The organism is Algibacter sp. 2305UL17-15 (genome assembly GCF_040720935.1).
GTDB lineage: Bacteria > Bacteroidota > Bacteroidia > Flavobacteriales > Flavobacteriaceae > Jejuia.
This window is the reverse complement of the sequence record NZ_JBFDAE010000017.1, coordinates 15,756-28,405: the sequence shown is the minus strand read 5'-3', so window position 1 is coordinate 28,405 and position 12,650 is coordinate 15,756. Positions and strand designations below refer to the sequence as shown.

The 12,650-nt window shown below is 33.1% G+C and carries 13 protein-coding genes; 9 read left to right on the top strand and 4 right to left on the bottom strand.

What is annotated here, in order from left to right:
• Positions 1-8 precede the first annotated feature (8 nt).
• Entirely contained in the window at positions 9-1,766 is a 1,758-nt protein-coding gene (locus ABXQ82_RS15830) for an ABC transporter ATP-binding protein (protein WP_367061941.1), read from the bottom strand.
• Positions 1,767-2,080: 314 nt separating this feature from the next.
• Between ABXQ82_RS15830 and nusB the strand changes: the two genes are divergently transcribed.
• The 7 genes from nusB to proB all read left to right on the top strand — a co-directional run bounded on the left by nusB (position 2,081) and on the right by proB (position 6,537).
• Positions 2,081-3,028: a transcription antitermination factor NusB gene (gene nusB, locus ABXQ82_RS15825; protein ID WP_367061938.1), complete on the top strand. Its 948-nt coding sequence runs from the start codon at positions 2,081-2,083 to the stop codon at positions 3,026-3,028.
• An 88-nt stretch (positions 3,029-3,116) separates the two neighbouring features.
• Positions 3,117-3,593, top strand: coding sequence for a DUF1573 domain-containing protein (locus ABXQ82_RS15820; protein WP_367061935.1), 477 nt, complete (start codon positions 3,117-3,119; stop codon positions 3,591-3,593).
• Between the two features lie 9 nt (positions 3,594-3,602).
• Complete coding sequence (gene yajC / locus ABXQ82_RS15815) at positions 3,603-3,896, top strand: preprotein translocase subunit YajC (protein ID WP_367061932.1); 294 nt, start codon at positions 3,603-3,605, stop codon at positions 3,894-3,896.
• A gap of 384 nt (positions 3,897-4,280) precedes the next feature.
• Positions 4,281-4,718 (top strand): GNAT family N-acetyltransferase, encoded by a 438-nt coding sequence (locus tag ABXQ82_RS15810; RefSeq protein ID WP_367061929.1) that lies wholly within the window; start codon positions 4,281-4,283, stop codon positions 4,716-4,718.
• 30 nt (positions 4,719-4,748) lie between these two features.
• Positions 4,749-4,940: a hypothetical protein gene (locus ABXQ82_RS15805; protein ID WP_367061926.1), complete on the top strand. Its 192-nt coding sequence runs from the start codon at positions 4,749-4,751 to the stop codon at positions 4,938-4,940.
• An 18-nt stretch (positions 4,941-4,958) separates the two neighbouring features.
• Positions 4,959-5,765 (top strand): pyrroline-5-carboxylate reductase, encoded by an 807-nt coding sequence (gene proC, locus ABXQ82_RS15800; RefSeq protein WP_367061923.1) that lies wholly within the window; start codon positions 4,959-4,961, stop codon positions 5,763-5,765.
• A gap of 1 nt (position 5,766) precedes the next feature.
• Positions 5,767-6,537, top strand: coding sequence for a glutamate 5-kinase (gene proB / locus ABXQ82_RS15795; protein ID WP_367061920.1), 771 nt, complete (start codon positions 5,767-5,769; stop codon positions 6,535-6,537).
• A gap of 57 nt (positions 6,538-6,594) precedes the next feature.
• On the opposite strand, the gene ABXQ82_RS15790 is transcribed toward proB, so the two are convergent.
• Positions 6,595-7,197: a DUF1801 domain-containing protein gene (locus ABXQ82_RS15790; RefSeq protein ID WP_367061917.1), complete on the bottom strand. Its 603-nt coding sequence runs from the start codon at positions 7,195-7,197 to the stop codon at positions 6,595-6,597.
• Positions 7,198-7,485: 288 nt separating this feature from the next.
• Here ABXQ82_RS15790 and ABXQ82_RS15785 point away from each other — a divergent pair, with 288 nt between their 5' ends.
• Positions 7,486-7,761 (top strand): DUF6471 domain-containing protein, encoded by a 276-nt coding sequence (locus ABXQ82_RS15785; protein ID WP_367061914.1) that lies wholly within the window; start codon positions 7,486-7,488, stop codon positions 7,759-7,761.
• A gap of 5 nt (positions 7,762-7,766) precedes the next feature.
• Positions 7,767-9,122, top strand: a complete 1,356-nt coding sequence (dcm, locus tag ABXQ82_RS15780) for a DNA (cytosine-5-)-methyltransferase (RefSeq protein WP_367061911.1) — start codon at positions 7,767-7,769, stop codon at positions 9,120-9,122.
• On the opposite strand, the gene ABXQ82_RS15775 is transcribed toward dcm, so the two are convergent.
• Together ABXQ82_RS15775 and ABXQ82_RS15770 are read right to left on the bottom strand one after the other, a co-directional pair.
• Entirely contained in the window at positions 9,106-10,044 is a 939-nt protein-coding gene (locus ABXQ82_RS15775; protein WP_367061908.1) for a DpnII family type II restriction endonuclease, read from the bottom strand. The two genes, dcm and ABXQ82_RS15775, sit on opposite strands and share 17 nt — an antisense overlap.
• A gap of 171 nt (positions 10,045-10,215) precedes the next feature.
• Positions 10,216-12,642, bottom strand: coding sequence for a CehA/McbA family metallohydrolase (locus ABXQ82_RS15770; protein WP_367061905.1), 2,427 nt, complete (start codon positions 12,640-12,642; stop codon positions 10,216-10,218).
• Positions 12,643-12,650: the final 8 nt, after the last annotated feature.

The window sequence follows — 12,650 nt, the reverse complement described above, 5'->3', positions numbered from 1 at the left end:
GAGATGATTTAAATTTTATTCTCGTTGGTTTCGCTTAATTGTTTAAGATATAGATGTTTGTAATAGCCTTCGGTTTCAATAAGCTTATTATGGGTTCCTTTTTGAACAATCTTACCATTGTCTAAAACAATAATTTTATCCGCGTTTTTAGCAGAAGACACACGATGACTGACAATAATTGTGGTTTTTCCTTTGGAAATTTTGAAGAGATTATTCAATATTTTTTCTTCCGTTTCGGTATCAACTGCTGATAAACAATCATCAAACAGTAAAATTTTTGGTGATTTTATAATGGCTCTTGCAATAGACACACGCTGTTTTTGTCCGCCAGAAAGCGTAATACCGCGTTCGCCTAAAACGGTATCATAGCCTTTGTTGAATTTTATAATGTTTTTATGAACCTGCGCATTTTTTGCAGCTGAAATTACCTCTTCGTCTGTAGCATCTTCTTTTCCAAACTTAATATTGTTCTTTATAGAATCTGAAAACAGAAATGCATCTTGAGGTACATAGCCTGTACTTTCTCTTAAATCCGTAAGGTTGTGGTTTCTAATTTCTTTGTTATTTACCAAAATACTGCCTTCATCTACATCATAAAGCCTGCCTACCAAATCCAGAATGGTAGATTTTCCAGAACCTGTTTTTCCCAAAATAGCTAAAGTTTCTCCTTCCTTAATTTCGAACGAGACATTTTTTAAAGCCTGAATATTGGTGTCATCATATGTAAACGATACGTTTTTAAATGAAATATCCCCAGTAATTTCTGTGTGTCCTTCAACTTCATTTTTTATCTCCGGTTCAATTTTTAAAAACTCATTGATACGTTTTTGAGACGCTTCGGCTTGCTGCACAATAGAAGTTACCCAACCAACTGTTGCAACTGGCCAGGTTAACATATTTACATAAATAATAAATTCGGCAATGGTGCCTAAGCTTTCAATTTCGCCATTAATATATTGCATGCCGCCAATATAAATGACCAGAAGGTTACTGGTGCCTATGAGTAAAATCATCATTGGAAAAAACAGCGCTTGTATTTTTACCAAGTGTAATTGTTTCTCTTTACTGGTAGTTGACAGATCATCGAAATTAGCCGAAGTTTTCGGTTCAATGCCGTAAGCTTTAATGACTGAAATTCCGCTAAAAGATTCCTGCGTATAGGTAGAAAGTTTAGATAAATATTCTTGAACAATCGTACTTCTTTTATGTATTTCTTTACTCAATTTATAGATGATAACCGATAAAATGGGTAACGGAATAATTGTATAAAGTGTTAAAGTGGGTGCTTGGTTGAACATGTAAGCAAGTGCAATAACAAACAACGTAATGGTATTGATACTGTACATGATAGCTGGGCCTGCGTACATACGCACACGACCAACATCCTCACTTATTCGGTTCATTAAATCTCCAGTTCTGTTCTTTTTGTAGAAGTTTAGAGATAGTTTTTGATATTGGGCATAAACCTCATTTTTTAAATCGTATTCAATATATCGAGATACGTTAATAATAGTTTGTCGCATTAAAAACGTAAATACGCCCGCAATTATAGCAGCTCCTATAATGTAAAGAATGGCTTCTAATAGTTCAGATTTAATGGCAGATTCGCTTAGTCCAGCTTTATTTTCAATGATTTCGAAAATACGCCTGATATAACGTGGCGTGAAGAGTAAAAAAATTCTAGCAACAATAGTAATTACAACCCCAACCAAAAGATGGGTTTTGTATTTTAAGAAGTATTTATTTAAATGTTTTAGCTCTTTCACTTGTGATCAAAAAATGTCTTGCAAATATAAAGGATTAAATGAACAATTGTGGTTGTCTGGAAATTGGGAACTGTTAAATAATACCCAAAGAAAATTTATAGAGTGTTATGTTTTTACTTTAAAATTAGCGCTATTTTTTTAGCCACAAATTCACGAGTAGATGAGTTTGTACTCCTATAAAATTCATGAATTCGTGGCAGTTTTTTTAATCTGAACAAAATATGGTTTTACATTCGTCTTTATTAAAATAGTCTTATTTTTGCCATCTTTAAAAGTGAAATAAAAACCATGCGTTTTAATTAAAGTTCTTTGTAATGATGCTAAACAGAAGACATATTCGTGTAAAAGTAATGCAAACCATTTACGCCTTTAAGGGGAGTGAAAGTGATGATTTAACTAAGGATCAAAAATTCCTGTTGTTTAGTATCGAGAATATGCACAATTTATACTTATTACTAATTTCTTTATTAGTTGAAGTAAAAAAAAGGGCAGAACAAGATTTACAAAAGAAGGAAAAGAAGCATTTAGCAACTTCCGAAGACAAAAATCCTAATAGAAAATTTATAAACAACCAGGTTTTTCAGATCATTGAGGAGAATGAAGCTTTTAAATCTAACTTAGAGTCTAATAAAGCCGTTAATTGGGATTTAGATAGCGAATATGTTGATATTATCTTTAAAGCCATTGTTAAAAGTGATTTGTATGAAGATTATATGCAAACCAGAACATCGGATTTTAAGGAAGATAAAGACTTTTTTATAGATATTTTTAAAGACGTTATTGCACCCAACGAAAAGCTTTACGAATATATTGAGGATAAGAATTTAACATGGTTGGATGATTTGCCAACGGTAAACACCACCATTTTAAAATTGCTTAGAAAATTAAAAGTAAATAGTCCCGAAACTCATTTTACTCCAAAATTGTATAAAGATATTGAGGACAAACAATTTGCGATAGATCTGTTTAGAAAAACCATTTTAAATAATGCATCTCTTAAAAAGGAAATTGAGCAAAAAACCCAAAACTGGGACGCAGATAGAATAGCCAATATAGATTATGTATTGTTACAGATGGGGATTTGCGAATTGCACCATTTTCCGTCTATCCCTGTAAAGGTTACCATCAATGAATATTTAGAGATTGCCAAAGAATATTCAACGCCTAAAAGCAGTATTTTTATCAACGGTATTTTAGATAAATTGGTTAAGGAATACAAGAAAGACGGAAAGTTTAATAAGGTAGGAAGAGGCTTAATCTAAGCTGAAAACCGTTAAGATAGTGTCAAAAAGTTTTTAAACAGTTAAATTATTACTATTTTTGCGCACCAAATCATAAAAACAATCAATTATGAAAAAAATAATTTTAGGGATCAGTACCCTGTGTTTAGTAGCCTTTACAAGCTGTAAAGAAGATGCAACAAAAAAAATTAACGAAACTAATGTGGCCGAGGCAGCGGTAAGAGATGCGGTTGCGTCTAAATTTCCAGTTTTGACATTTGATAAAAAAGAACACGATTTTGGCGAAATAGAAGCTAAAACCTCTGTTGAAACTATATTTAAGTATAAAAACACGGGAGAAGGCCCTTTGGTAATTACGAATATAAAAAGTTCTTGTGGGTGTACTGTACCAAAAGATTGGAGTAGAGAACCCTTAGCTCCAGGTGGAGAAGGGCAATTCACAGTAAAATTTAATGGAAGTGGTTCTAATAAAGTTTCTAAAACTATTACGGTTACTGCCAACACAGAAAAAGGAACAGAGACTGTAAAAATCACAGCATTTGTTAAACCAGATCCAAATGCCGCTAAACCAGCAGCTAAAAGCTAAATAAAAAAAATGGGAGAATTTTTTGCAGGACAAGGCGGACTTTTAATTTTAATGATGGTGATATTTTATTTCTTCATCATTAGACCACAAATGCAGCGCGCTAAAAAAGAAAAGAAATTTGCAGCTGAATTAAAGCGAGGCGATAAAGTGGTTACCAAAAGTGGTTTGCACGGAAAAATAGCAGAATTGAATGATAAAGATAGCACCTGTGTTATCGAAACTTTAGCGGGTAAGCTTAAGTTTGATCGTACTGCTATTTCTATGGAAATGAGTACAAAACTCAACGCTCCAGCGAAAAAATAAACTTTTTAGGAATATTATATACAGAAGGCTTTCCAATTGGGAAGCCTTTTTAATGGTGCTGTATTTTTTAGCTTGTGATTATCTTAACAAAGGTAACTTGTTATTGGGGTTCAGTTTTTGTAAATTTGCACCATGGGAAAAGGAATTCATGAAAAGCGCAACTCAAGAATATTTAACTTCAATTTTTTAGTGTTCAGAAATCAGTCTGATAAATTTATTCCTCCTACATTCCTGTAATCAGTTGCTCAATCTTTGCAACTAAAAAACACCTATTATATCTTAATGTTTTCAGCTTAAAAAAAAAGTTTGTTGCATTGGTGCTTTTCAATCATTTTTGAGATAACTATATCATTTTGAAGTTATAACAAAATTCATTCATACACAATGATTATTAAAACGTTTGATGCCTTTTCACGGTTATCAATTTTCAACATAAACCGTATTACCAATTTCTTGCACGACTATTCGGGTGTTTATAAGGATAGTAAAAGCGCTATCAGAAAGTCCTTGATGTACGCAGCAAAGGAGGTTCCCGGTTTGGGAGGTTATGTTTTCGTAGCTGAGAAAAAAGATGAAATTATAGGAGTGCTAGTTATTAACAGAACAGGCATGAACGAATATATAGCCGAAAACATTCTAGTAAATATTGCCGTAAAAACAGAATATCGTGGAGCTGGAGTAGCCAATGCTCTAATTAATTATGTTAAAGAATATTGCGATGGAGACATTGCATTACATATACATAAGGAAAATCCTGCCGTAGCGTTATTTAAAAACCAAGGCTTTAAAACAAAATATATAGAAATGCGATTAGAACGCTAATCACATGTAATCAAAACACATAAAATTTTAATGAAAATAATACAAATAAAAAGAGAAACAAAAATTGAAAAGCGACATTCTGTTAGAATGGGAGAATTAATAACAAAAGTAACTTACATTAAAAAGTGTTTGTTAGGATTGCCATTTAAAACAGTACATAAATACCGGGAAACCTATTATGGTGAGGTAAAAGACTGTAAAGATTGTATGCTTTTTATCTAAAACTAAAAACTAAAATAAATGAGAGTACTTGTAATTGGAGCTGGCAACATGGGCTTAACCTATGCCGAAGGAATGTCTAAATCCAAACTATTGAAAAAACGAAATATCATGGTTTTGGATAACTCCAAGGAGAAACTGGAAGCGTTAGACAAAATATCGCATTTTGATACGTTTGAAAAATTGGATGATTGTGTGCCAATAGCAGATATTATATTTATAGCTGTAAAACCATATCATGCTGAAGAGGTGTTTAATTCTATTCAGCCATTGGTAACACCACAACAAATTATTATTTCCATTATGGCAGGTGTTACTATACCTAGAATTACCGAAATAACAGGATTGAAAAAAATAGTTAGGGCAATGCCGAATTTACCAGCACAAATTGGTAAAGGCTTAACCTCTTATGTGGCTTCGCCAGAAGTGTCTCGTATTGAGCTTTTAACGGTAGAAAGTTTATTGGATACCACAGGAAAATCCATTAAAGTTTCAAACGAAGGATTGATAGATGCATCCACAGGGATTTCTGGAAGCGGACCCGCATACGTGTTTTATTTTATGCAAAGCATGATGGAAGCAGCGTTACAAATGGGCTTTTCAAAAAACGATTCTACCATGTTGGTTAGTCAGACGTTTACTGGAGCCGTAGAGCTCTTTAACCAATCTAATTTATCCCCTAATTCTTGGATGGAACTTGTGGCTTCTAAAGGTGGTACAACTCGCGCAGCTTTAGACTCTATGGATGATAATAATTTGAGCGAATTAATAAAAGACGCTGCTTTTGCTGCATTTAATAGAGCTGTTGAATTAGGAAAAGAATATTAATATGTACAAAGAAAGAATAGTAATTAAAGTTGGTACAAACGTTATGACCAATAAGGACAACCGAATTGTAAGACCTGTGTTGAGACGTTTGGTAAAACAAATCGCGGAGCTTTACGAGCGGGATATTATGACGATTTTAGTATCATCAGGATCTGTAATTGCAGGTCGCGAAGTGATGGGGGAATCTAAAATTGAAAATAGAACCCAAAGACGACAAGTATATTCTGCCATTGGGCAACCAAGAATGATGCGTTTGTATTATAATATTTTCCATGAGTATGGAATGAAATGCGCTCAAGTATTGCCCACCAAAAGAGATTTTACGCCAGGTGTACACAGAGAAAATATGATTAGTTGTTGCGAGGGCTTATTGTCTGAAGGTGTTGTGCCTATTGCTAATGAAGATGATGCAGTATCTGTTACCATGTCTATGTTTTCAGATAATGATGAGTTAGCGAGTTTAATTGCGCAACTTATAAATGCAGATAGGCTGATTATTTTAACTGATATAGACGGCCTTTACGACGGACATCCAGAGGAAGAAAATAGCGATTTAATTACAAATGTTGACCCAGACGACGATTTAGATAAATACATTAAAGAGAATAATAAAATCGAAGGAGAAGGTAGAGGAGGTATGGGCTCCAAGTTAGATTATGCACAACAAGCAGCAGCAAATAATATACCTACCTATATTGTGAATGGTAAAAAAGATAATATTATAATAGATATTATAGACGGAAAAGATGTTGGTACTAAAGTATCGCTTTAAAAAAAATATTGGAATTACTAAGAGAACAAACTATAATTCTCTTAATTTGAAATTGTTCTAACAATTTTTATACTTATCATTCAAACCGATGTTTTCTAAAATCATCGGTTTTATTTTTTCTAAGCGGGTTTGTTTTGTGGCGTCTCGTTTTGCAGAAGCAATGTAGTCACAATACTCGCGCCGTTTACTTGGAGTGAGATTTTTAAAGGAATTATTTAAGTCGGTATCAGAATCCAATACAGTTTTGAGTTCAGCAGGAATTACAATATCTTTTTTGGTAGTTTTTACAGGCTTAATTTCTTTACCCAATTTTTGATTTTCAATGGCTTCCTTTACATAAGCTAAGACAACGTTTTTATCAATATCTTCTATATTTTCAAAACGCATTTGTCGCATGGCTTTTGTTTTTCCGTCTTGGGCATTTCTAAGGAGGTTTTGTTCATCCTTTAAAAACACACCATTGAAGAACCATATTCCAAAATGGTTCTTAAAAGCACCGAGACTTAATACGTTTTTACCATTTAAGGCATACACAGGACAACTCCATTTTACGGTTTCTTCAAGTTCTGTGGAAAGGATGATGGAGCGTAATAAGTTTAACGCATTACTATAGTGGGCACTTTCTTCTATGTATTCTTCTACGGAGTGGACTTTTTTCATTTTTTTATGTTTCGTTTAACGTCTAGTATAAGAAATGTAGGGCAGGTGATAAGCGATACGTTTCGGTTTATTACTGAGCTAAATATAAATATTTTGCTTTTACCTTTTCTTTTATAAACGCCAAATTTTATATTTAGCGGACTTTGTTAACAATCACAGACCTTTTGATTAAGCACAAATGCCCTATGTTTTTTATACATTGTTACCCAACGTATTTTTATTTTTGACTTAAAATTTGCATATATGATAATTTTTATTAAAATTTGCAATGAATAAAACTTCTAAATTATGTCAGAGTGGAATGATAAAGTTAAACGCTTATTAAAGTCAGAATTGGTTCGAAAAGGAATTTCAAATTCTGATTTAGTTAATTTGCTTGAACAAATAGGGATAGAAGAAACAAAGTCAAGTATTGATAGTAAAATTAGTAGAGGAACTTTTAGTGCTTCTTTCTTTCTGCAATGTTTGACTGCTATTGGTTGCGAAAAAATAGAAATTGAGGAATATGAAAGTCAATTGTCAATTGTAGCTGAACCACATACTGAATATAAATCTAAAAACTAACTGAAATGCAAAAAGTAAAATTTATTGATTTGTTTGCTGGTTTAGGAGGAATTAGATTAGGATTTGAGAGTGCTTTTCAAAATTTAGGTTTTAAAACAGAATGTGTTTTAACCTCTGAAATTAAGCCTTATGCAGTTAAGACATTAAAACATAATTTTGAACAGGATTTTTTAGCTGGAGATTTATTTGATATTAGAAATGAATTTATTCCTGATTTTGATTTTCTTTTGGGGGGATTTCCTTGCCAACCATTTAGTGCAGGAGGTAAAAGACAAGGTTTTGTTGATACTAGAGGTACATTGTTCTTTGAGATAGAGAGAATACTAAAAGCAAAAAAACCTTATGGCTTTATTCTTGAAAATGTTGAAGGACTTGTTAAACACGATTTAGAAAGCAAAAATGATAAAATAGGAAGGACTTTATCTACTATTTTATACAAGTTAAAAGATGAATTAGGTTACAATGTTTCTTGGGAAGTATTAGATTCAATTGATTTTGGTTTGCCACAATCTCGTAAAAGAATTTTTATAGTTGGAACAAAAGATGAAACAGCTAATTTAAATGTTAATGAAAAGCATTTTAAACCTTTGAAAACGATTTTAGAAAATGGTTTAGAAACGATTAATTCTGATTTCACTCAAAAGCTTTTCCAGCATTTTGAAATGGAAGATTTATATGGTAAATCTATTAAGGATAAAAGAGGTGGTGATAATAATATTCATAGTTGGGATATTGGTATTAAGGGAGAAGTATCTGATAAACAGATTATTTTATTAAATAAATTATTTAAAGAAAGAAGAAAAAAACATTGGGCTGAAAAAATAGGTATTGATTGGATGGACGGAATGGCGTTGACTTTAAAACAAATCTCAACATTTCATAAAGACGAAAACCTCAAAGGATTATTAGATGATTTAGTTAAAAAGGGATATTTAAGATTTGAATATCCAAAAAAATTAGTTCGAGAAAAAACTGAAAACGGTGAGAAAAAATATCGTGTTTATGATGAAACAAAACCAAAAGGTTACAACATTGTAACTGGAAAATTGAGTTTTGAAATCAATAAAATATTGGATCCAAATGATATTGCACCAACTCTTGTTGCTACTGATGTTTTACGGTTAGCAGTTCCGGATAATGGTGGATTAAGAAGATTAACAATTCGCGAAGGATTACGTTTATTCGGTTATCCTGAATGGTATGAAATTCCAGTTAAAGAAACTGAAGCTTTTGATTTGTTAGGAAATACGGTAGCTGTTCCTGTAGTTGAACACGTTGCTAGTCAATTAGCCAAAATATATTCAAATAATATAGTTGAGTTAATAGAAAATGAACCTATTATAGTTAATAATATTCATTAAGAACTTCATCTAAAACGTGAAGTTGATTTTGATTAAATACAAAATCACTTGAATCGTAAATTCTATGTAAGTCATTCTGTCTTCCTACCCAACCAAAACCATCACAATAATTTAGCATAATAATTCTATTTGCTCTATGATTAGCATTGTGACGCATTAAAATTCCATAAAGCTCAACTAATTGGTCGGCTCGTTTTGATTGACCACTACCTGTCGTGATATTATATGATGATTCTATCAAAATTATAGGGGCATCAACATTTGGTATTAAGAAGTCAATATTTTTATTGAGTAGTGGAAATTCTTTTTGAATTTCATATCTCAATTCATTGTTTGATGTTTGTTGATATTCATCTAATCTATTCTGTATTATTCTTTCAACGTGAGCACCTACTTCATTCGAATATTTACCCTGAATTTCATTATCATTTAAAATTCTTTCTACATAATTGAATTCACTTAAATCTGTTATAAAATCAGCATTTAATAGATTGAAATTCCGCATATAATATAATGGCATTTCTCTGCCAATTCTAGAATTTCGACCATTAATAAAAAAATCAATTAAAAGATTTCTGAATTCTTCATTCTCATTCAAAGTCCGGCTAATACGTTTGACTGCCCACTCTGTCCTAAACTCCTCTCCAAAAAATCTAAACCTCATTAGAGATACGACTCTTTTAAGTCTTTCTTCTGATAGCCCTATAACTGAAACGAATGCCTTTAATTTTATTAGAGAAGATATATCCCCACTATCAGTGGTTAAAAATGACGATAGCTCATTTGGATCAGAAAAATTTCGACAAGAACTATTAATTAATCTAGTAATAGGTGTAATGGTTTGTAAAAAGCTATTGTCAAAATTGTCATCTATCATAAAAGACATACTATTTTTCCACTCCTCAAATGATATTTTCGCCATAAATTTTTTATTGTAAATATAATGTTTTTAATATGTTGGGTAATACAAAGATAAAGTTCCGTTTCAATGAACTTTATCGGTTGTTAAACGAAGATAGCTGAAATTTTTTACAAAGTCAAGTTTTGTAATAGTCGTGTTTAAGGTTTATTGTAGTGTGATTAAGTCTGTTTTTTAATTATTATTATCCCCAGAAAGTTCTATTAATACTTTCTTAGCTTTAGAAAAATGAGCACTAAGTTTCGGTATTTGCTGATTTTTATAACCTCCTTTAAGACGATTTTCAGAAACTTCTAATGCTTTCAAAAGTTTGGTCGCTGCTTCAATTCTAGATATTTCAGAAGTGCTCCCAATTTTATGAAACCAAATTGGCGAACTTTCAGCAAAAGGGTAACTGTCCATCATGGGCCAATCGACTTTTCCGCCAGAAACCCTTGCTGTAACCCAACCTCCTTCGGGAATAGTAATAGAACCTTTGTAGGTTTCAGAAGTTCTACCTTTACTTTTTTTCGTCCACACTACTTTTCCATTCACAAAAATTTCTATTGTTTCATATGGAATTGGGGCATGTACTTTGAGCAACCATTGCGCTTTAGTTTTATTTGATTTTACAACATCGCCTACCTCTTTATTATTTACAGTAAAAAGTACTTGAGGCCCATTACTCACGAAGCTTTTGCCTTTTTTTAAAGCATCTAAAAAACTTTGTTCCGTAAATGTGCCTTCTGGTTTTACGTAAACTCGAGCTGCACCTATTGCCATGGTTCTGTAGAGGTCGTTCATGACATCACTACCTGCCGATAATGCCATTGGAATTCCCAAATTTAGAAACTCATGCCATAATGCCGATGTTCCAATTTCATCTGTCCATAAACATCCCAACTCTAAAATATCTACTTCTCCCAAAACCGCATCAGCTATCAACGATACTGGAATGGATCTTGCACCTCCTTCTTTAAAAGGGTCTTTTATAGAAACTGGATGTACATAGCCAGAAACCCCACCTTGTTCCCGAGTAAAACGCAGCGGTTCAGCATTTAACCTGTCGTCAGTTCCATAAATATCGTAATAAGGGCCCCAAACCCAAGGCCAATACAATGCTTTAATTCCTATCAAATTTAAATGGCCAAGAAAATGAGAACGGACTTCTTGTCCAAACCGCAACATTGGAGTTTCATCACTTTTCCAATTGATTAGGTCTTGCTCTAGAAACCGGTTTCCTAAATTGGCGACTAATGCATATGCTATATCTATATCTTCAGCTTTTAAATCGACTAGAATATCCTCAGGGTCTAATTGGCTAGTGCCACCATAATTGAGATGAAAATGATTATCTGCCGAATACCACCCGTCTTTTTTTGCATCCCAATTTTTATTTAAGTTCAGTTCTGTAGTAGTAGAACCCTGTTTTATCTCAACGCTCTGAACATGTTTAGGGGTCGCAAAACCATGAACAGCGGTTATAGTCACTTCGCCAAGTGGTGCTTCAATTTCTACTTCTCCTGAGGCATAGAAAAACACGATGCCGTTTTGTCCTTCAGAATGGATAATGCCTTTATTGGGAATAATTGGGTGTCCATTTTTGTCTGTGATACTTAATCTAACGGCATCTATTTTGCCATCTACTTTGCTCACAATTTTTAGTTTGCCAGTTTCCACGCCATAATCCCATTTGTTGACTTTTAAAGTTTCTGGTAATCCTCCATTGATGGATATTCGTTTCAATTCGGAAATTTCATTTGTATTGTTTTCAGCATAATAGACCCATTTGCCATCTGAGCTAAATTTTGGAGCTAAAGGAAGTCCTTCGCTTTTGGTCAATAACATTCTGCTCTTCGGAATTGAAATATTTAACAATCGAAGTTCATAATCGTCGCCGTTTGGCCACGTATAGACTAAGGTTTGATTATCAGGAGAAAGCGCAAAAGCAGCTTGGGACATAAAATTTTCTTCGGCTAAAGGGGAGGATATATTTTGCTTCACATCAAATAGCTCAATAGAATCATATGAAAAGCCTGTTTTTTTTAAGTACACTATTTTATCTTCTTGAAGTGTAGGAACAGGAAGTCTTTCAAGGCTACTATTTTTTGTAATAAGGGAAGTCTCTAAAGTTGACAAGTTTATTTTCCAAAGATCAAAAGACGCATTTTTAGCAGATGAATAATACACAAATTCCCCAGATGAAGAAAAAATAGGGTCCAATTCTAAAGCTTCCGTATCCACCAATACAGTTTCTTTTTTTGATTGGAGGTCGAGTAATACTATTTGGGTATCTAAACTATTATCCCGAATAAAAACTATTTGCTCGCCATTCTGTGACCAATTTGGTCTAGAATCCATACCAGAAGATGTGGTTATTCTGTGTGCTTCTGAAGTCTCAAAATCCATGAGCCATAACCATCCTTTAGCCGAAAACACCACTTGATTGTTATGAGGCGAGGGCGCAGGATCCATGGCGCCAGCATTTAAAACTGGAAGTTCGTAACCTTCTAAATACACGTGATGACCATAGCCATCTACTTTCGGATATCGATTTTTCCATTGTGCCATCGCGGAAAACGTAGTTAAAAGAACTATACTGATTACTATGAGATTTTTCATGGCTGTTT

Bases quoted from the DNA above. Each gene is read 5' to 3' on its own strand.
- nusB (WP_367061938.1), top strand. From the start codon at position 2,081: ATGATGCTAAACAGAAGACATATTCGTGTAAAAGTAATGCAAACCATT.
- dcm (WP_367061911.1), top strand. From the start codon at position 7,767: ATGCAAAAAGTAAAATTTATTGATTTGTTTGCTGGTTTAGGAGGAATT.
- ABXQ82_RS15820 (WP_367061935.1), top strand. From the start codon at position 3,117: ATGAAAAAAATAATTTTAGGGATCAGTACCCTGTGTTTAGTAGCCTTT.
- ABXQ82_RS15770 (WP_367061905.1), bottom strand. From the start codon at position 12,642: ATGAAAAATCTCATAGTAATCAGTATAGTTCTTTTAACTACGTTTTCC.
- yajC (WP_367061932.1), top strand. From the start codon at position 3,603: ATGGGAGAATTTTTTGCAGGACAAGGCGGACTTTTAATTTTAATGATG.
- proC (WP_367061923.1), top strand. From the start codon at position 4,959: ATGAGAGTACTTGTAATTGGAGCTGGCAACATGGGCTTAACCTATGCC.
- ABXQ82_RS15785 (WP_367061914.1), top strand. From the start codon at position 7,486: ATGTCAGAGTGGAATGATAAAGTTAAACGCTTATTAAAGTCAGAATTG.
- proB (WP_367061920.1), top strand. From the start codon at position 5,767: ATGTACAAAGAAAGAATAGTAATTAAAGTTGGTACAAACGTTATGACC.
- ABXQ82_RS15790 (WP_367061917.1), bottom strand. From the start codon at position 7,197: ATGAAAAAAGTCCACTCCGTAGAAGAATACATAGAAGAAAGTGCCCAC.
- ABXQ82_RS15775 (WP_367061908.1), bottom strand. From the start codon at position 10,044: ATGGCGAAAATATCATTTGAGGAGTGGAAAAATAGTATGTCTTTTATG.
- ABXQ82_RS15805 (WP_367061926.1), top strand. From the start codon at position 4,749: ATGAAAATAATACAAATAAAAAGAGAAACAAAAATTGAAAAGCGACAT.
- ABXQ82_RS15810 (WP_367061929.1), top strand. From the start codon at position 4,281: ATGATTATTAAAACGTTTGATGCCTTTTCACGGTTATCAATTTTCAAC.